The organism is Salmonella sp. 2018103 (assembly GCF_026247685.1).
GTDB classification, from domain to species: domain Bacteria; phylum Pseudomonadota; class Gammaproteobacteria; order Enterobacterales; family Enterobacteriaceae; genus Salmonella; species Salmonella enterica.
Map to the genome: position 1 here is coordinate 902,991 of NZ_CP111029.1, position 18,934 is coordinate 921,924.

Here is an 18,934-nt window from a genome sequence, read left to right on the forward strand (position 1 = left end):
CAGATTCCTCACGTTATTCGGATAAATGTTCAGTTTGTCGCCGCTTGTGAACGGAAACGGGCAAAAATGAAGATGACGGCAAAGCACAATGCCGGAACCAGTTCGGCGGTCGGGATTTTGCCTGCGGCGTCGCTAACGAAGCCCATTACTGGCGTGACAATACCGCCGCCAATGATGGTCATGACGATAAAAGACGAGCCGTACTTAGTGTCCTGTCCCAGATTTTTGATACCCAGCGAGAAGATGGTCGGGTACTGGATTGACATAAATGCGCTACACAACGTCAGCGCCAGCAGGCCGATATGTCCGCCGCTAAAGGCGGAAATCAGACACAGGAGCATGGCAAACAGGGCGTAGGCGGCCAGCACTTTATGCGGCGCGAAGCGGCTGATAAGCCAGGTCCCGGTGAAACGGCCGATAAAGAAGCACACCATCGTGCCGGTCAGGTAATTGGCGGCGAAACCGGGCGTCATTCCAGGGATCTCCTCAATGGCGTAGCGGATCAGATAGCTCCAGCAGGCGGTTTGCGCCCCCACGTAGCAGAACTGCGCCAGCACCGCCCAGCGCCAGTGGCGGATACGGATGAGTCGGGAGAGAGAAGATAAGAAAGAGCTTTGTTTAGCATCGCTATGATCGTCACTTTGCAGGGCCGGAAATTTGGTCAGCATAATCAGCAGCGCAACTACTAATACGATGGCGACGATAATCATGTATGGCGTTTGTACCGATAACACCAGGCTGTGTTTATAGGCGCTAAGCTGATCCGGCGTCATTTTATCAAGCGCTTCTTGCGATTGATGCGGCACGTTAGACAAAATAAGGCTTTGCCCAAACACAACGGCGATAATAGCGCCAAAGGAGTTAAAAGTTTGCGCCAGATTAAGCCGGAAATGTCCGCCGCTTTCTGGACCTAATACCGTAACAAAAGGGTTGGCTGCAGTTTCAAGACAGCCTAAACCGGCGGCGATGATAAACAGGCCAATTAAAAATAATGTGTAATTCATTATCTCGGCGGCAGGCCAGAATAATGCGGCGCCAACAGCATACAAAAAAAGCCCGGTGATAATTCCTGCTTTATAACTGAGTTTTTTCATCAAAATCCCAGCAGGAATTGGAATGACGAAATAACCGAAATAAAAGGCTGACTGAATAAGTCCGGCCTGAAAGTTAGTTAGCGTAAAAGCTTGTTGAAACTGCGGTAGTAAAATGTCATTCAGATTATTGGCGACGGCCCACAGAAAAAATAGCGAGCAAAGTAAGGCGAATGGAATAATGTAGCGCTTGCTCTTGCTTTGCTCTGCATCCACAGCACGAAAACTCTGCGTTTGTATTGTTGTGTTTCCCATAGCATCCTCATCGGTTCAGAAGCTTTTGCGTGCGGTCGGTTCTGGTCACCAGACCGTAAAATTAGGTGAGTTCGCTTTTCTTACCGGTAATAAATTGGCGTCCGGAATGAACTCATGGATTCATTTTCAAATAAAAAAGGCCTTTTAATATGATGGCGGTCACATTTATACCTGAGAGCAGAGCGTTCTGTGATTATCATCACTTTAATTTTCATAAAAAAATGACCGTTTGAGATGTTTAATTTAAAAAACCACAGACTGAATGCCCGAATTAAATTATTGCCACGAAAACGGGCAGTAGTAACTTATTCTTCATCTTTGCCCGTTTTAAAAAATATTATTAAGAGCGGGCATTTATCGGCGAGAGAAACGGTAGTCGTCTGGTTTATCGTGGCGAATTAATTGATGTGAATCACAAAATATCGTTATTTAAATTCCCTTCTCTTTATTCAGTATGATGATAGTTGCTAACTATTCGATTATTTCAACAGGACAGCAGCGCGATGCGAAAGACGGTTTTGTTGTCTCATTTTGAATCACAGAGAGAGGTAAATAATGGAACGAAATAGACTGGCGCGGCAGATTATTGATACCTGTCTGGAAATGACGCGGTTAGGGTTAAATCAGGGGACGGCAGGTAACGTGAGCGTACGTTATCAGGGCGGATTGCTGATTACGCCGACGGGGATCCCCTACGAGAAGCTGACAGAGTCGCACATTGTCTTTATTGATGCTGACGGTCAGCATGAGCAGGGCAAGCTGCCTTCCAGCGAGTGGCGTTTTCATATGGCGGCATACCAGACGCGCCCTGACGCCAATGCCGTGGTACATAACCACGCTGTCCATTGTACGGCAGTCTCGATCCTGAATCGCCCGATTCCGGCAATTCACTACATGATTGCCGCCGCAGGAGGAAACTCTATTCCCTGCGCGCCCTACGCCACTTTTGGCACCCGCGAACTTTCTGACCATGTTGCCGTGGCGCTTAAAAATCGTAAAGCGACGCTGTTACAGCATCACGGGCTTATCGCTTGTGAAGAAAATTTAGACAAAGCGTTGTGGCTGGCGCATGAAGTGGAAGTGCTGGCGCAGCTCTATTTAAGTACGCTGGCCATTGTCGATCCGGTACCGGTACTGGATGACGAGGCGATCGCTATCGTACTGGAGAAATTTAAAACTTACGGATTACGTATTGAAGAGTGATGTCAGGAGACAGGCGATGGCGAACAGAATGATTCTGAATGAAACGGCATGGTTTGGCCGGGGAGCGGTGGACGCATTAACCGATGAGGTAACGCGCCGCGGTTATCATAAAGCGCTGATTGTTACCGATAAAACGCTGGTGCAATGCGGTGTGGTCGATAAAGTGACAAGCAGAATGGATGCCGCAGGGCTGGCGTGGGAAATCTATGCGGGCGTGATCCCTAATCCTACGATTTCCGTTGTCCAGGAAGGGCTTAAGGTCTTTACCCAAAGCGGCGCGGACTATCTCATCGCCATTGGCGGCGGTTCTCCGCAGGATACCTGCAAAGCGATCGGTATTATCAGTAACAATCCGGAATTTGCCGATGTGCGCAGTCTGGAAGGGCTATCGCCGACCCGTAAACCCAGCGTGCCGATTATGGCGATCCCGACAACGGCGGGAACCGCGGCGGAAGTCACTATCAATTATGTGATTACCGATGAAGAGAAACGGCGCAAATTCGTTTGTGTCGATCCACATGATATTCCGCAGGCGGCATTTATCGATGCCGATATGATGGACGGTATGCCGCCCGCGCTGAAAGCGGCAACGGGCGTGGATGCGCTAACCCATGCTATTGAAGGCTATATTACCCGGGCCGCATGGGCGCTGACGGATGCATTACATATCAAAGCCATTGAGATTATTGCTGGCGCGCTACGCGGCGCCGTAGCCGGAGAAAAAGAGGCCGGTGAGGCGATGGCGTTGGGGCAATACGTTGCCGGGATGGGGTTTTCCAATGTGGGGCTGGGACTGGTGCATGGGATGGCGCATCCGCTGGGCGCGTTTTACAACACGCCGCACGGCGTCGCGAATGCTATTTTGCTTCCGCATGTGATGCGTTTCAATGCCGGGTCTACCAACGAGAAATTCCGTGATATCGCCCGGGCGATGGGGGTGAAGGTAGAAGGATTGAGCCTTGAAGAGGCGCGTAATGCCGCAGTGGAAGCTGTATTTGCGTTAAATCGCGATGTGGGAATTCCGCTGCATTTGCGTGATGTCGGCGTTCGAAAAGAGGATATCCCGGCGCTGGCGCAGGCGGCGTTCGATGATGTCTGTACGGGCGGCAATCCGCGTGAAGCGAGTCTGGCGGACATTGTCGAACTGTATCATATCGCCTGGTAATTTTGCCGGATGGCGCTGCGCTTATCCGCTCTACATTTCGTGCAGTCCTGTAGGCAGGATAAGGCGTTCACGCCGCCATCCGGCAACAAAACTACCGCGCCAGCCGTAGCTGCTGTAAGTTTCCGTCGATATGTAAATCGGTTTGCAGACGTGCAATATCGCGGCAGAGAAATGCCATTTCTTTATGCATCTCAAGCTTTTTGCGCCACTTTTCCGGCACCTCGTCCAGATGGGCGTAAATTCCCTCCAGATTTTGAAACTGAATCAATAGCTGGGTCGCGCTTTTGGGGCCGATACCGGCAACGCCGGGGACTTTCGAACTGCTGATTCCTGCCAGACCCCAGTAATCCGGCAACTGTCGGGGAAGTACGCCAAACTCTTTTTCAATAAACGGCGCGTCCAGCCAGCGTTTCTGGAAGTAGTCGCGAATGCGCAATCCCGGAGAGAGCAACTGGCAATAGCCTTTATCGGTTGACACAATGGTTGCCTGGTGTCCGGCTTCGGTAACTTTTAGCGCCAGCGTCGCCGCCAGATCGTCCGCTTCATTACCATCTGATGCCCAACAGCGTACGCCGCGCTGTTCAAACGCGGCGCGTAGGGCGGGCATTTCATTATGTAAATCGTCAGGCATCGGCGGACGTCCTGCTTTGTAGTCCGGCAAACGCTGATGACGCCAGCCGCTGCTGCGCGCGTCGTCATCAAATACCGCTACGGCATGGGTTGGCTGGCTGTGGATAATCAATTGATCGAGCGCGTGTTGGCAGGTTTCCACACAGGGCGATCCCTGAACGGCGTGAATACGGCGAATCAAATTGAGCGCGTCGACGATAAGCAGATGAGCAGCCACGGTGTTCTCCCTTACAAACCTGCGCGTAGGGTAACATTCACGGCGGGGGGAGGCGAGCATTGCGAAATAGCGCTATCCGTAGGCCTGATAAGCGAAGCGACATCAGGCAACAAAGCCGGATGGCGGCGAGCGCCTTATCCGGCCTACAGATCCTAAAATGTGCTGAGAATTAATCGCAGGTAACGATCTTCATCGCCAGGCCGCCGCGCGAAGTTTCGCGGTACTTAGCGTTCATGTCTTTACCGGTTTCGTACATGGTCTCAATCACTTTATCGAGGCATACACGCGGTTCGCTGGTACGGCGCAGCGCCATACGCGCGGCGTTGACCGCTTTGACTGAAGCAATCGCGTTACGCTCAATGCAGGGAACCTGGACCTGACCGGCAACCGGATCGCAAGTTAACCCCAGATTATGCTCCATGGCGATTTCTGCGGCGATACACACCTGCGCCGGACTACCGCCCAGCAGCTCGGCCAGACCCGCTGCCGCCATGGAACAGGCCACGCCGACCTCTCCCTGACAACCCACTTCGGCGCCGGAAATAGAGGCGTTCATCTTATACAGCGAGCCAATCGCGCTGGCGACCAGCATATAGCGAGCAAGTGAGTTAGCATTTACTTCGCGGATAAACTTGTCATAGTACGCCAGCACCGCCGGAACAATACCACATGCGCCGTTAGTCGGCGCAGTGACTACTCGTCCGCCTGCGGCATTCTCTTCGTTCACCGCCAGCGCGAACATATTGATCCAGTCGACGACCGCCATCGGATCGGTGGTGGTCTTATCCTGACTGACCAGCACCCGACGCAGCGCCGCCGCGCGACGCGGAACGCGCAGTTTGCCCGGCAATACGCCCTCGGTGGTGATACCGCGCTCGATACCGCTGCGCATTACCTCCCAGACCCTGGCGAAGTGCTGCTCCAGCGCTTCTTTACTGTGCAGGGCCAGTTCGTTTTGCATCATCAGACCGGAGAGCGACAGACCCGTCTCCTGGCAGTGGCGCTGTAAATCCGCGGCGGTTTTGTAAGGGTACGGCACGTTAACAGGTTCGCTATTCGTCAAACCAAAGTGCTCTTCATCGACGATAAAGCCGCCGCCAATGGAGTAGTAGGTTTGGCTGTAGAGCACCTTATCGCCCGCCAGCGCGGTAATACGCATCCCGTTTTCATGCAGAGACAGGTTGTCGGCGTGGAAATTCATGCACTTATCGACCGGAAATTCGACTTCATGCTGCCCATTGGCCAGTAGTAAACGCCCATGGGTGTTCACATCCTGGATAAAGGACGGAATGGCGTCGATATCGACGGTGTCCGGCAGATTCCCCGCCAGGCCCATAATAATGGCGATATCAGTATGGTGGCCTTTACCCGTCAATGACAGAGAGCCGTAGACATCCACCACGACGCGGGTGACATCTGTAAGGATATGGCGGGCAATCAGATCATCCGTGAACTGCTTGCCTGCTTTCATTGGTCCGACGGTGTGAGAACTGGAAGGGCCAATGCCGATTTTAAAAATATCGAATACGCTAATCATAGGGCATCCATTGCGGTTGTATCATAGAGAAGCGCCGCGGTAAGCGGCGCTAAAGGACTTAGCTGAACAGTGAGTAGAAAATAGCGGAGATGGCAATCAGGCCCATAATCACAACGAATACGTTGCTGATATGACCGCTGTACTTACGCATTGCCGGTACTTTCTGGATGGCATACATCGGCATCAGGAACAGAATCATCGCGATGATCGGGCCGCCCAGGGTTTCAATCATGCCCAGGATGCTGGGGTTCAGCGTCGCCACAATCCAGGTGGTGACCAGCATGAACAGCGCGGTAATTTTATTCAGTTTGTTGATTTCGATGGATTTACCTTTACCACGCAGCGATTTAATCACCATACCGTTAAAGCCTTCACGCGCGCCCAGGTAGTGGCCGAGGAAGGATTTGGTGATAGCAATCATCGCAATGATCGGCGCCATCCAGGCGATGATCGGCGCGTTAAAGTGGTTCGCCAGGTAAGACAGAATAGAGATGTTCTGCTCTTTTGCTGCCGCCAGATCTGCCGGCGTCAGGCTCAGCACGCAGCTGAAGACGAAGAACATCACGGTTAGCACCATCATGATGTGGGCGAAGGCCAGAATTTTAGAACATTTCTTCTCAGCGCCTTCACCGTACTCTTCACGCTTCGCAACCGCGAAGGAGGAGATGATCGGGGAGTGGTTGAAAGAGAAAACCATCACCGGAATCGCCAGCCACAGCGTCATCCACAGACCGTTACCGGTAGACGCGGCGGAATCAAAGGACAGCGTTTCCAGCGCCGCGCCGTTCCACTGCGGGATCAGGTACAAGGCCAGCAGCATCAGCGCAGCGACGAACGGGAATACCAGGATACTCATCGCCTTAACGATCATTTGCTCGCCGAAGCGCACGATGGTCATCATGCCAACAATCAGGATCAGGGAAAGAATCGCCCGCGGCGGCGGATTAATCGCTAACTGGTGGGTCAGGAAGCTTTCCACGGTATTAGTAATCGCCACGCTGTAAACCAGCAGGATGGGGTAAATCGCGAAGAAGTAGAGCAGGGTAATCAGTTTACCTGCGCCGATACCGAAGTGTTCCTCAACGACTTCAGTGATGTCTTCACCCGGGTTTTTACCGGACAGCACGAAGCGGGTTAAACCACGGTGTGCGAAAAAGGTCATCGGGAAAGCGAGAATCGCCATGATGATGAGCGGAATCATGCCGCCGACGCCTGCGTTGATCGGCAGGAACAGAACGCCCGCGCCGATTGCCGTGCCGTAAAGGCCCAGCATCCACATGGTATCCGTTTTGCGCCATGCGCTTCGAGAGTCAATCGAAGCAATCGTGCTGGTCTGAGTGGTTTCCATCTATTTCTCCTGGAGGATGCTAAAAATCAGGTTGCTGGTCTAATCCAATGAAAAAAGACCTGATCGTAAAATGAAATCTGCTTAGGGACGCTTTTTATATAATTTTTCGCCGTAATAATTTTCGGGCGGAAAGATACATTTAAGTGATGAATCTATCAGTGATCCCGATCTCAAATGCAATAATCCGCTTCTTACATGGATAAATTTGGACCATTAATCTATTAAAAAAACGTCATAACGAATTTCCGGGCGCGAAGGCTACCATTAACGATATAAGGCCGGAAAGATTGGGGCGCAAGATACGGAGGTTTGACTATAAAAATCAAGGTTTTTAGTGGATTCTGGCGAAGAATAAGAGTTTGGACCGATAAATCACGGTAAGAGGAGTGAGGTAAACGTTTGCCTGGCAATCTATTTATGGTGAATTATAAATGGTGTTTATAAAACAATGCGGGCTATGCCTCTGATGAACATCATAAAAAATGAAGGCATACGTTAATCGCCATACCGCAATGAAAGGAATGGGAGAAGCGCCCGGCTGCTGGCGGCAACCGGGCATAAGCGCTAAGCGCAGATCTCGTAACAGGGGATGTAGGCGGAACCTGGCAATTTCATACGATGCTGCGCGACGAATCCCTGCAGCAGATCGTCCATGCGACGCATCATCTCTCGATCGCCGTGGATTTTATACGGACCATTAGCTTCAATGGCGCGTATCCCGACCTCCTTCACGTTCCCCGCGACAATACCGGAGAAGGCGCGCCGCAGATCCGCCGCCAGAATTTCAACCGGCTGATCCGGGTACAGTTTCAGGTTGGCCATATTCTCATGCGACGGCTCAAACGGCACCTGCAGATCCGGTGCAATACGCATCGACCAGTTAAAACTATAGGCGTCGCCGGTATCGCGGCGATTCTCTTTCACTTGCGGCATCGCTTTCTTCATCAGCCGCGCTACCTCCGCCGCATCGTCAATGATGATGCGGTAATGACGGCGGGCCGCTTCGCCCAGCGTATGGGTAATAAACTCATCCAGCACGCGGAAGTAATCGGCGCTCTCTTTTGGTCCGGTCAGGATCAGCGGCAGCACCTGATTTTTATTGGCTGGATTCATCAGAATCCCCAGCAAATAAAGCAGCTCTTCCGCCGTACCCACGCCGCCCGGGAAGATGATGATACCGTGTGCGATACGGACGAACGCTTCCAGGCGTTTTTCGATATCCGGCATGATGATCAGTTCGTTCACCAGCGGGTTAGGCGGTTCAGCCGCAATAATGGAAGGTTCAGTCATGCCGATAAAGCGGCTGTCTTTATAACGCTGCTGCGCGTGACCGACCGCCGCGCCCTTCATGGGGGCTTCCATCGCCCCAGGGCCGCAGCCGGTGCAGATGTTCAGCTCGCGTAATCCCAACTGTGTGCCGACGCGACGGGCATACAGGTACTCGTTTTCGTTAATTGAGTGGCCGCCCCAGCATACCACCATGTTTGGCGCTTCGCCGACGTGCAGCGCCCGGGCGTTGCGCAAAATGGAGAACACCAGATTGGTGATATGTGTTGAGCTTTCAAGATCCAGATGCTGGAAACGACCGGCATTATGGATCTGCCCATTCACAAAGAGAATGTCGCGCAGCACCGCGAACAGGTTAGCCTGTAGCGCACGAATAATCCGCCCGTCAACAAAGGCGTCTTCAGGCGGATTAATCAATTCCAGCTTCACGCCGCGCTCGCGGCGCAGCACGTTAATATCGAAATTTTCAAAGCGGGACAGCAGCTCTTTGCTGTTGTCGGTCAGGCTGCCGGAGTTAAGAACGGCAAGTGAACAGTTACGAAACAGTTGATACAGGTCGCTACTGGCCGTGCGTTTCAGCATGTCCACTTCCAGTTGCGACAACATATCCATTGAGCCAAGCGGGCTAATATGTGTAATCAAGTAAACTCCTTATGGGACGCAACACGCCATTCCCTGTTGATTACAATAGCCCTGGCTGATGACCTTTCACAACCTTACATGCGCAATCCGGCACGCAAAATTGACAAAAAAGATTACTGACGCGCCAGCCTGCCCGTGGCGGGCACAAAATCGGCATTGCTGCGCCAGGGATTAATGTCCAGCCCGCCGCGGCGGGTATAGCGCGCATAAACGCTTAACGTTTCCGGCTGACAGAAGCGCAGAATGTCATTAAAAATACGCTCTACGCACTGCTCGTGAAATTCATTATGGTGACGGAAGGAGACCAGATAACGCAGCAGTTTTTCCCTGTCGATTTTGCGCCCGCGATACTGAATTTGTATTGAGCCCCAGTCCGGTTGGTGGGTGATCAGGCAGTTGGATTTCAGCAGATGACTGACCAGCGTCTCCTCTACTTGCTTCTCGCCGCTGACCGCATGTTGCAGATAGTCGGTAGTAAACTGGTAGTTGTCGATACTGATATCCTGATCGTCAATACAGGTGCCGTGGAAATGGGCGACAGGCTGTCCTTCCAGCTCATCAAGACGATGAAGCCTCACGCTAACGTTGCCCTGCGCGCAGGCGCGCAGATCGCGCTCCAGCGTCTGGCGCACCGTCTCCCAGGTGTCAAAGCGCGTCTGGTTAAAGCTGTTCAGATACAGTTTAAAGCTTTTGGATTCGATTAAATTAACGCTGGTGTAATCCAGTTCGACATGCCCGACGGCGACCTGCGGAAGACCACGGCTGTTAAGCCAGGAAAGTTCATACAACGTCCAGATATCCGCGCCGTGGAACGGCAAATTATCGGCTGTTAATCCGAGCGGGTCGCGATTCAAACTGCGCGGTACGCCCTGCAGCAGGCTGGCGTCATAATTGTCCCGGTAATCCGTTGATTTTCCGAGAGTCAGGCCATCGAGAGCCTGATGGTTTTCATAAGAAGACATGTTTCACCGTCATAAACCAGATACACTATGCGCCAAGTGTATCCTGGCTTTTATGAAGAGAGAAACTGGTGGACGAACTGACAGCGCAGGCATTGAAAGCCTTTACGACGCGTTACTGCGACGCGTGGCAAGAAAAACACGGTAGCTGGCCGTTGAGCGAAGAACTGTATGGCGTACCTTCTCCGTGCATTATTTCTTCAACCCGCGATGCCGTTTACTGGCAGCCGCAACCTTTTGAAGGCGAAGAAAATGTAAACGCGGTTGAACGCGCCTTCGATATTATGGTACAACCTGCGCTCCACGCGTTTTACACCACGCAGTTTGCTGGCGACATGCCCGCGCAGTTCGCGGATGAAAAGCTTACGCTACTGCAAACCTGGAGTCAGGATGACTTTCGGCGCGTGCAGGAAAATCTGATAGGCCACCTGGTCACGCAAAAGCGGCTCAAGCTTCCTCCCACGCTTTTTATTGCGACGCAGGAAAATGAACTTGAGGTCATTTCGGTCTGTAATCTGTCCGGCGAGGTGATTAAAGAAACGCTGGGCACCCGCAATCGTACCGTTCTTGCCGCAACGCTTGCGGAATTCCTTACGCAACTTAATCCTCTTCTGTAATCGTTTGCCCTAACAGGTGTGAGAGATCTCTTACAAAGTCTGTAGGAGATCGCCAGGATATCAGCGGATACTGAGTCCCGTTTTCTTATGTAAGTCTATATAAAACAACCTGTTAAAATGTTTTTGCGCACTTTCATATGAAAATTTACTTAAGGTATTGTCTGTAGGTGTCTTGTAAGACAAGGTGAAACAGGCGATTCTATCTTCGTCGACAGGGAGTCGTACAACGAAGCGAACGTCAGGATGATGACGCTTCAGCAGGACACGCCAGGATGGTGTTACAAGGAAAGGCTTCAGGATGAAGCAAAGTGGAAAGCGCAGGATGCGTTAAAGGACACCTCCAGGACGGAGAACGAGAGCCGATCAGGATGTTCGGCGGGTCTGGATGACCAGGGACGCTTCAGGAAGAAGCTATCACATCGGGCGATGTGCGCAGGATGCAAACGTTCAGGATGAACAGGCCGTAAGGTCACAGGAAAAGTTGTCACGGATGAGCAGGGAGCACGAAAAGTAGCTGGAATGCTGCGAAACGAACCGGGAGCACTGTTTATACAGTGCTCCCTTTTTTTTGTTATTCTTCGCGCCAGATTTTCATCATTGAGGTTTTTAACATGACGACTCATGACCGTGTGCGTCAGCAGTTACATGCGCTTGAAACGCTGCTGCGCGAGCATCGCCACTGGCGGCTGGATGCGCCGCAGGCGCACCTGTTTACCAGCACCCAACCATTTTTTATGGATACCATGGAACCGCTGGAATGGCTGCAATGGGTATTGATCCCTCGTATGCATACCCTACTTGATAATGCGCAACCACTGCCCGAGGCGTTTGCCGTCGCCCCTTATTATGAAATGGCGCTGGCGGCGGATCATCCGCAGCGGGAGGCGATCCTGGCGGTTTTGCAGGATCTGGATGCGCTATTCGTCCGCGATAAATCCTGATGCTGGAGATCCTCTATCAAGACCAGTGGCTGGTTGCCGTGAATAAACCCGCAGGCTGGCTTGTTCACCGGAGCTGGCTGGATCGCGACGAAAAAGTCGTGGTCATGCAAACGGTGCGCGACCAAATCGGCCATCATGTTTTTACCGCCCACCGTCTCGACAGACCCACGTCGGGCGTACTGTTAATGGGGCTGTCCAGCGAAGCGGGACGCCGTCTGGCGCAGCAGTTCGAGCAGCACCACATCCGTAAACGCTACCATGCCATTGTGCGCGGCTGGCTGATGGATGACGCAGTACTGGATTATCCGCTGGTGGAAGAGCGCGATAAAATTGCTGATAAATTCGCCCGCGAGGATAAAGCGCCCCAGCCGGCTGTAACGCAGTATCGCGGACTGGCGACGGTCGAAATGGCGGTGCCGACCGGACGTTATCCCACCACGCGTTATGGTCTGGTTGAGCTGGAACCAAAAACGGGACGCAAGCACCAGCTTCGTCGTCATCTGGCGCATCTGCGTCATCCTATCATCGGCGACAGCAAGCATGGCGATTTGCGACAAAACCGCAGCGCCGCAGAGCATTTTGCCTGTCGTCGCCTGATGCTTCATGCCAGTCGGCTTGAACTGACGCACCCCTTCACCGGACAGCCGTTGATGATTCAGGCCGGGTTGGATGAAACCTGGATGCAGGCGCTGACACAGTTTGGCTGGCGTGGACTTCTCCCTGACAATGAAAGGGTTGAGTTTACGGCGGCGTCCCGGCAGGATGAGACTCATCAGGCATAATTCAGGGAGATACGCATAATGGCGGAAATTGGTATTTTTGTCGGGACCATGTATGGCAACTCACTGCTGGTGGCGGAAGAAGCGGAAGCGATCCTCGCCAGACAGGGCCACAGCGCGACCGTGTTTGAAGATCCTGAACTGTCCGACTGGCAGCAATATCAGGATAAGGTTGCGCTGGTCGTTACCTCGACGACCGGGCAGGGCGATCTACCGGATAGCATTGCGCCGCTCTTTCACGGCATTAAAGATACAGTCGGTTTTCAACCAAACCTGCGTTACGGGGTGATTGCGCTAGGTGATAGCAGCTACCCCAATTTCTGTAATGGCGGCAAACAGTTTGATGCCCTGTTGCAGGAGCAAAGCGCGCAGCGGGTGGGGGAGATGTTATTCATTGACGCCAGCGAACATCCGGAGCCGGAGAGCCAATCCAATCCCTGGGTTGAAAACTGGGGAACTTTACTTTCCTGAGGTAAATCCCTCCCCCCTACGGGAGGGTACCTTTTCGTTTGCTTGCGTTGCCAGTAAGCAAAATCACGACCTGTACACAGTGTAAAGTAACTGAATCGTGTTAGCTTTGGGCATATGCCCGCAAAAGCGGCAGTTTTTTACGGGCGTTTTCATGTAATCAAGCGACCTGTTTCACATTCTTCTCTTTTTATTCCTCCTGCGTCGACGCCTGACGCCTTCTGATTTCATTTCCGTGAAGTGGCTTCCACTGTCCTGGGCTTTTGCCATAAACAGGCGTAATTCATCGCCAAAATACTGTGTTGTTGCACGGTGAGTGTGTGTGGCGCGCTTTTTATACTTCTCCTGCCAGTGAATAAAAGCATGCAGCGTGCAAAGCAAACGACCTAATAAAAGCTGCAACAAGGAAACGTTATCTCTGATTCCCTACCGGTTGTGCAGTTCAGAGTGAGCGTAGCTAACGCGAAATTTCAGGAGTGCAACAATGAGTTCATTAAGTCACGCGGCGAGTAGTGCGGAGAAACGCACGAACGCCCGCTACTGGATAGTGGTGATGCTGTTTATCGTCACATCCTTCAACTACGGCGACCGCGCCACATTGTCCATTGCCGGCTCAGAAATGGCCAAAGATATCGGCCTTGATCCGGTAGGCATGGGCTATGTTTTTTCTGCTTTTTCATGGGCCTATGTTATCGGGCAGATCCCGGGCGGCTGGCTGCTGGACCGCTTTGGTTCCAAACGCGTCTATTTCTGGTCTATTTTCATTTGGTCAGTCTTCACCCTGTTGCAGGGTTTTGTCGATATCTTTAGTGGTTTCGGCATTATTGTCGCCCTCTTTACGCTTCGTTTCCTGGTTGGTCTGGCGGAATCGCCTTCTTTCCCGGGCAACAGTCGCATCGTTGCAGCCTGGTTCCCGGCGCAGGAGAGGGGAACGGCTGTGGCCATCTTTAACTCCGCGCAATACTTTGCCACGGTTATTTTCGCGCCGATTATGGGTTGGCTGACGCACGAAGTGGGCTGGTCGCATGTCTTCTTCTTTATGGGCGGGTTAGGGATCATCATCAGCTTTATCTGGTTGAAAGTTATCCATGAACCAAATAACCATCCGGGCGTAAATAAGAAAGAGTTGGAGTACATCGCAGAAGGCGGCGCGCTGATCAATATGGATCAGAAAGACACCAAAGCGAAAGTACCGTTTAGCGTCAAATGGGGCCAGATCAAACAGCTGCTGGGCTCTCGTATGATGATTGGCGTTTACATCGGTCAGTACTGTATTAACGCATTGACCTATTTCTTTATTACTTGGTTCCCGGTCTATTTGGTCCAGGCGCGCGGCATGTCGATTCTCAAAGCGGGCTTTGTCGCCTCGGTTCCTGCGGTCTGCGGCTTTATCGGCGGCGTGTTGGGCGGCATCATTTCCGACTGGTTGATGCGTCGTACTGGCTCCCTGAATATCGCGCGCAAGACGCCGATTGTGCTGGGGATGTTGCTGTCAATGGTTATGGTGTTCTGTAACTATGTGAACGTGGAATGGATGATCATCGGCTTTATGGCGTTGGCCTTCTTCGGTAAAGGTATCGGCGCGTTGGGCTGGGCAGTAATGGCGGATACCGCGCCGAAAGAGATCAGCGGTCTTTCCGGCGGCTTGTTTAATATGTTCGGCAATATTTCCGGTATTGTGACGCCAATCGCGATTGGTTACATCGTTGGCACCACCGGTTCCTTCAACGGCGCGTTGATCTATGTCGGCGTACATGCCCTGGTGGCCATCATCAGCTATCTGGTGCTGGTAGGCGATATTAAGCGTATTGAACTGAAACCTGTCGCAGGACAATTATCATGACAACGCAATCCAGTCCCGTGATTACGGACATGAAGGTCATTCCGGTTGCCGGACATGACAGTATGCTACTCAACATCGGCGGCGCGCATAACGCGTACTTCACCCGTAACATCGTCGTCCTCACCGATAACGCCGGGCATACTGGCGTCGGCGAGGCGCCGGGCGGAGAAGTGATTTATCAGACGCTGGTCGATGCTATTCCGATGGTATTAGGCCAGGAAGTCGCCCGCCTGAACAAAGTGGTGCAGCAGGTGCATAAAGGCAACCAGGCCGCTGATTTTGACACCTTTGGTAAAGGCGCATGGACGTTTGAACTGCGGGTTAACGCGGTGGCGGCTTTGGAAGCGGCGCTGCTTGATCTACTGGGACAGGCGCTTAATGTGCCGGTCTGTGAACTGTTAGGACCCGGTAAACAGCGCGATGCCGTCACCGTGTTAGGCTATCTCTTCTATATTGGCGATCGTACTAAAACCGATCTGCCGTATCTGGAAAGCACGCCGGGCAGTCATGAATGGTACCGTCTGCGCCATCAGGAAGCGCTGAACAGCGACGCGGTCGTGCGGCTGGCGGAAGCGTCTCAGGATCGCTACGGTTTTAAAGATTTTAAACTCAAGGGCGGCGTGCTGCCGGGCGAACAAGAGATTGATACCGTTCGCGCGCTAAAAAAACGCTTCCCGGACGCGCGTATTACCGTGGATCCGAACGGCGCCTGGCTACTGGATGAAGCCATTGCGTTGTGCAAAGGGCTGAATGATGTACTGACCTACGCGGAAGATCCGTGCGGCGCGGAGCAAGGATTCTCTGGTCGTGAAGTCATGGCGGAGTTCCGCCGTGCTACAGGACTGCCGGTAGCGACCAATATGATTGCCACCAACTGGCGTGAAATGGGACACGCGGCGATGCTCAATGCGGTAGACATTCCTCTTGCCGACCCGCATTTCTGGACTCTCACCGGCGCCGTTCGCGTGGCGCAACTGTGCGATGACTGGGGGCTAACCTGGGGCTGCCATTCGAATAACCATTTTGATATTTCACTGGCGATGTTTACCCATGTCGGCGCGGCGGCGCCAGGCAAACCCACCGCTATTGATACGCACTGGATCTGGCAGGAGGGCGATTGCCGCCTGACTAAAAATCCGCTGGAAATTAAAAACGGCAAAATTGCCGTTCCGGATGCGCCAGGACTGGGCGTGGAGCTTGACTGGGAACAGGTGCGAAAAGCGCATGACGCGTATAAAACGCTGCCAGGCGGCGCGCGTAATGATGCAGGCCCGATGCAATACCTGATCCCCGGCTGGACTTTTGACCGCAAACGCCCTGTTTTTGGTCGTCACTAATTCTGAATAAGGACACAGTTATGAGTAATCAATTTACGACGCCTGTAGTGACTGAAATGCAGGTTATCCCGGTTGCGGGCCATGACAGTATGCTGATGAACCTGAGCGGCGCGCATGCCCCGTTCTTCACGCGCAACATCGTCATTATTAAAGATAACTCCGGTCATACCGGGGTCGGCGAGATTCCGGGCGGCGAAAAAATCCGCAAAACGCTGGAAGATGCGATCCCACTGGTGGTGGGAAAAACGCTGGGTGAATATAAAAATGTCCTGACCGCCGTTCGCAACCAGTTTGCCGATCGCGATGCGGGCGGACGCGGTTTACAAACGTTCGATCTCCGTACCACTATCCATGTGGTGACTGGTATTGAAGCGGCAATGCTTGACCTTTTGGGCCAACACCTGGGCGTCAACGTCGCTTCGCTGTTAGGCGACGGTCAGCAGCGCAGCGAAGTCGAAATGCTGGGTTATCTGTTCTTTGTCGGCAATCGCAAGGCCACGCCGCTGCCGTATCAGAGCCAGCCGGATGAGCAATGCGACTGGTATCGTCTGCGCCATGAAGAGGCGATGACGCCGGAAACGGTAGTACGTCTGGCGGAAGCCGCCTATGAAAAATACGGCTTCAACGACTTCAAACTGAAAGGCGGCGTGCTGGCGGGCGAAGAAGAGGCCGAGTCAATCGTGGCGCTGGCGAAACGTTTCCCACAAGCGCGCGTTACGCTCGATCCAAACGGTGCCTGGTCGTTGAACGAAGCGATCAGCATTGGTAAATACCTGAAAGGTTCTCTGGCCTATGCAGAAGATCCGTGCGGCGCGGAGCAGGGTTTTTCCGGACGTGAAGTGATGGCGGAATTCCGTCGCGCGACTGGATTACCGACGGCCACCAATATGATAGCGACCGACTGGCGTCAAATGGGGCATACGCTGTCGCTGCAATCCGTCGATATCCCGCTGGCGGACCCGCACTTCTGGACTATGCAAGGCTCTGTACGCGTGGCGCAAATGTGTCATGAGTTCGGTCTGACCTGGGGCTCGCACTCTAACAACCACTTTGATATTTCGTTGGCGATGTTTACCCATGTTGCCGCGGCGGCGCCGGGCAAGATCACCGCGATCGATACCCACTGGATCTGGCAGGAAGGCAACCAACGTCTGACTAAAGAACCGTTTGAAATTAAAGGCGGCATGGTGCAAGTACCGACCAAACCGGGGCTGGGCGTTGAGCTCGATATGGATCAGGTGATGAAAGCGCATGAGCTTTATCAAAAGCATGGCTTAGGCGCGCGTGACGACGCGATGGGAATGCAGTACTTAATTCCTGGCTGGACGTTTGATAATAAGCGTCCTTGCATGGTGCGTTAAGTCAGAGCCGGTTCCGTAAGGAACCGGTCCTTCTCTGGGTGTATGCTTAACAGGATCAACATGCGTAAGGACGACTTATGAAAATAGTGATCGCACCAGACTCGTATAAGGAAAGTTTGAGTGCTCTTGAGGTAGCGACCGCCATTGAACAAGGATTTCGCGAGATCTGGCCTGACGCCGATTACCTGAAATTACCGCTGGCTGATGGCGGAGAAGGTACTGTCGAAGCGATGGTTGAAGCGACGGCGGGTCGAATCGTGCATGTTGAGGTCACCGGGCCGTTGGGGCATCGCGTCAATGCGTTTTATGGGCTTTCCGGCGATGCGCGTTCCGCGTTCATTGAAATGGCGGCCGCCAGTGGGCTGGAGCAGGTACCGCCCGCGCAACGCGATCCGTTGAAGACCACATCATGGGGAACCGGCGAGCTGATCCGTCATGCGCTGGATGCGGGCGTTGAGCATATCATTATTGGTATCGGCGGTAGCGCCACCAACGATGGCGGCGCGGGGATGGTGCAGGCGCTGGGGGCCAGGCTACGGGATGCGCAGGGCAATGATATTGTGCAAGGCGGCATTGGGCTGGAAACACTCGCCAGCATTGATATCAGCGGCCTGGATAAGCGTTTGTCGGCGTGTCATATAGAGGTCGCCTGCGATGTCACGAATCCCCTTACCGGCAAAGAGGGCGCGTCTGCGGTTTTTGGTCCGCAAAAAGGGGCGACGCCGGAAATGATTGAACGCCTGGATACGGCATTGACTCGCTATGCGCATTTGATTGCCCGCGATCTGCATGTCGATGTGTTGGATCTGGCAGGCGGCGGCGCGGCAGGCGGCATGGGGGCGGCGTTATACGCGTTTTGCGGCGCGCAGCTACGGCGTGGTATTGAGATTGTCACCGATGCGCTTCATCTGGAAGCGTGTCTTGCGGATGCTGATTTAGTCATCACCGGCGAGGGGCGCATCGACAGCCAGACCATTCACGGTAAAGTCCCTATTGGCGTGGCAAACATCGCCAAACGGTATAACAAGCCGGTAATTGGTATTGCGGGTAGCCTGACGGCGGATGTTGGCGTGGTTCATGAACATGGGCTTGATGCCGTTTTCAGCGTGATTTATACCATCTGCACGCTGGAGGACGCGCTGAAGAATGCGAGTGAAAACGTACGAATGACCGCGCGCAACGTGGCTGCAACGCTGAAAGCGGGGCAACAGTTACGCTGAGTTGTAGGCCGGATAAGGCGGTCACGCCGCCATC

At 53.2% G+C, this 18,934-nt stretch carries 16 protein-coding genes; 10 read left to right on the plus strand and 6 right to left on the minus strand.

What is annotated here, in order from left to right; genetic code table 11:
• Window positions 1–29: 29 nt before the first annotated feature.
• On the minus strand, window positions 30–1,346 hold the full coding sequence (gene fucP / locus OLG56_RS04320; RefSeq protein ID WP_000528622.1) for an L-fucose:H+ symporter permease: 1,317 nt from the start codon (window positions 1,344–1,346) through the stop codon (window positions 30–32).
• A gap of 555 nt (window positions 1,347–1,901) precedes the next feature.
• On the opposite strand from fucP, the gene fucA reads away from it, so the two are divergent.
• Both fucA and fucO read left to right on the plus strand, forming a co-directional pair.
• The gene (gene fucA, locus OLG56_RS04325) at window positions 1,902–2,549 is read left to right on the plus strand and encodes an L-fuculose-phosphate aldolase (protein WP_000440819.1); all 648 of its coding nucleotides are present in this window, start codon (window positions 1,902–1,904) and stop codon (window positions 2,547–2,549) included.
• Between the two features lie 16 nt (window positions 2,550–2,565).
• On the plus strand, window positions 2,566–3,714 hold the full coding sequence (gene fucO, locus OLG56_RS04330) for a lactaldehyde reductase (RefSeq protein WP_000013562.1): 1,149 nt from the start codon (window positions 2,566–2,568) through the stop codon (window positions 3,712–3,714).
• A 91-nt stretch (window positions 3,715–3,805) separates the two neighbouring features.
• Here the strand turns inward: fucO and xni are convergent, their stop codons facing one another.
• The 5 genes from xni to queF all read right to left on the minus strand — a co-directional run bounded on the left by xni (window position 3,806) and on the right by queF (window position 10,337).
• On the minus strand, window positions 3,806–4,561 hold the full coding sequence (xni, locus tag OLG56_RS04335; protein ID WP_001530269.1) for a flap endonuclease Xni: 756 nt from the start codon (window positions 4,559–4,561) through the stop codon (window positions 3,806–3,808).
• A gap of 169 nt (window positions 4,562–4,730) precedes the next feature.
• Window positions 4,731–6,098 carry an L-serine ammonia-lyase II gene (sdaB, locus tag OLG56_RS04340; RefSeq protein WP_000626384.1) on the minus strand — a complete coding sequence of 456 codons (1,368 nt, stop codon included), beginning with the start codon at window positions 6,096–6,098 and terminating at the stop codon, window positions 4,731–4,733.
• Window positions 6,099–6,156: 58 nt separating this feature from the next.
• The gene (gene sdaC, locus OLG56_RS04345) at window positions 6,157–7,446 is read right to left on the minus strand and encodes an HAAAP family serine/threonine permease SdaC (protein ID WP_000450462.1); all 1,290 of its coding nucleotides are present in this window, start codon (window positions 7,444–7,446) and stop codon (window positions 6,157–6,159) included.
• Between the two features lie 564 nt (window positions 7,447–8,010).
• Window positions 8,011–9,375 (minus strand): nucleotide 5'-monophosphate nucleosidase PpnN, encoded by a 1,365-nt coding sequence (gene ppnN / locus OLG56_RS04350; RefSeq protein ID WP_000627973.1) that lies wholly within the window; start codon window positions 9,373–9,375, stop codon window positions 8,011–8,013.
• Between the two features lie 113 nt (window positions 9,376–9,488).
• Window positions 9,489–10,337: an NADPH-dependent 7-cyano-7-deazaguanine reductase QueF gene (gene queF, locus OLG56_RS04355; protein ID WP_000100465.1), complete on the minus strand. Its 849-nt coding sequence runs from the start codon at window positions 10,335–10,337 to the stop codon at window positions 9,489–9,491.
• Between the two features lie 68 nt (window positions 10,338–10,405).
• Between queF and syd the strand changes: the two genes are divergently transcribed.
• The 8 genes from syd (at window position 10,406) to OLG56_RS04395 (ending at window position 18,900) form a co-directional block, all read left to right on the plus strand.
• Window positions 10,406–10,951 (plus strand): SecY-interacting protein, encoded by a 546-nt coding sequence (gene syd / locus OLG56_RS04360; protein ID WP_000343990.1) that lies wholly within the window; start codon window positions 10,406–10,408, stop codon window positions 10,949–10,951.
• A gap of 611 nt (window positions 10,952–11,562) precedes the next feature.
• Window positions 11,563–11,892, plus strand: a complete 330-nt coding sequence (locus OLG56_RS04365; protein WP_000207010.1) for a YqcC family protein — start codon at window positions 11,563–11,565, stop codon at window positions 11,890–11,892.
• The gene (gene truC, locus OLG56_RS04370; RefSeq protein ID WP_000890032.1) at window positions 11,892–12,674 is read left to right on the plus strand and encodes a tRNA pseudouridine(65) synthase TruC; all 783 of its coding nucleotides are present in this window, start codon (window positions 11,892–11,894) and stop codon (window positions 12,672–12,674) included. The genes OLG56_RS04365 and truC overlap by 1 nt, the downstream gene beginning before the upstream one ends.
• Window positions 12,675–12,692: 18 nt before the next feature.
• Complete coding sequence (locus OLG56_RS04375) at window positions 12,693–13,142, plus strand: flavodoxin (RefSeq protein ID WP_000807739.1); 450 nt, start codon at window positions 12,693–12,695, stop codon at window positions 13,140–13,142.
• Window positions 13,143–13,623: 481 nt separating this feature from the next.
• Complete coding sequence (gene gudP / locus OLG56_RS04380; protein ID WP_000097015.1) at window positions 13,624–14,982, plus strand: galactarate/glucarate/glycerate transporter GudP; 1,359 nt, start codon at window positions 13,624–13,626, stop codon at window positions 14,980–14,982.
• A complete protein-coding gene (locus OLG56_RS04385; protein ID WP_000211804.1) occupies window positions 14,979–16,319 on the plus strand; it encodes an enolase C-terminal domain-like protein in 1,341 nt (446 codons plus the stop codon). Before gudP ends, OLG56_RS04385 begins: the two co-directional genes overlap by 4 nt.
• A 20-nt stretch (window positions 16,320–16,339) precedes the next feature.
• Window positions 16,340–17,680 (plus strand): glucarate dehydratase, encoded by a 1,341-nt coding sequence (gene gudD / locus OLG56_RS04390; RefSeq protein WP_000070672.1) that lies wholly within the window; start codon window positions 16,340–16,342, stop codon window positions 17,678–17,680.
• Window positions 17,681–17,757: 77 nt separating this feature from the next.
• On the plus strand, window positions 17,758–18,900 hold the full coding sequence (locus OLG56_RS04395) for a glycerate kinase (RefSeq protein ID WP_000706486.1): 1,143 nt from the start codon (window positions 17,758–17,760) through the stop codon (window positions 18,898–18,900).
• Window positions 18,901–18,934 lie beyond the last annotated feature (34 nt).

Bases quoted from the DNA above. Each gene is read 5' to 3' on its own strand.
- fucP (WP_000528622.1), bottom strand. From the start codon at position 1,346: ATGGGAAACACAACAATACAAACGCAGAGTTTTCGTGCTGTGGATGCA.
- fucA (WP_000440819.1), top strand. From the start codon at position 1,902: ATGGAACGAAATAGACTGGCGCGGCAGATTATTGATACCTGTCTGGAA.
- fucO (WP_000013562.1), top strand. From the start codon at position 2,566: ATGGCGAACAGAATGATTCTGAATGAAACGGCATGGTTTGGCCGGGGA.
- sdaB (WP_000626384.1), bottom strand. From the start codon at position 6,098: ATGATTAGCGTATTCGATATTTTTAAAATCGGCATTGGCCCTTCCAGT.
- sdaC (WP_000450462.1), bottom strand. From the start codon at position 7,446: ATGGAAACCACTCAGACCAGCACGATTGCTTCGATTGACTCTCGAAGC.
- queF (WP_000100465.1), bottom strand. From the start codon at position 10,337: ATGTCTTCTTATGAAAACCATCAGGCTCTCGATGGCCTGACTCTCGGA.
- OLG56_RS04365 (WP_000207010.1), top strand. From the start codon at position 11,563: ATGACGACTCATGACCGTGTGCGTCAGCAGTTACATGCGCTTGAAACG.
- truC (WP_000890032.1), top strand. From the start codon at position 11,892: ATGCTGGAGATCCTCTATCAAGACCAGTGGCTGGTTGCCGTGAATAAA.
- OLG56_RS04375 (WP_000807739.1), top strand. From the start codon at position 12,693: ATGGCGGAAATTGGTATTTTTGTCGGGACCATGTATGGCAACTCACTG.
- gudP (WP_000097015.1), top strand. From the start codon at position 13,624: ATGAGTTCATTAAGTCACGCGGCGAGTAGTGCGGAGAAACGCACGAAC.
- OLG56_RS04385 (WP_000211804.1), top strand. From the start codon at position 14,979: ATGACAACGCAATCCAGTCCCGTGATTACGGACATGAAGGTCATTCCG.
- gudD (WP_000070672.1), top strand. From the start codon at position 16,340: ATGAGTAATCAATTTACGACGCCTGTAGTGACTGAAATGCAGGTTATC.
- OLG56_RS04395 (WP_000706486.1), top strand. From the start codon at position 17,758: ATGAAAATAGTGATCGCACCAGACTCGTATAAGGAAAGTTTGAGTGCT.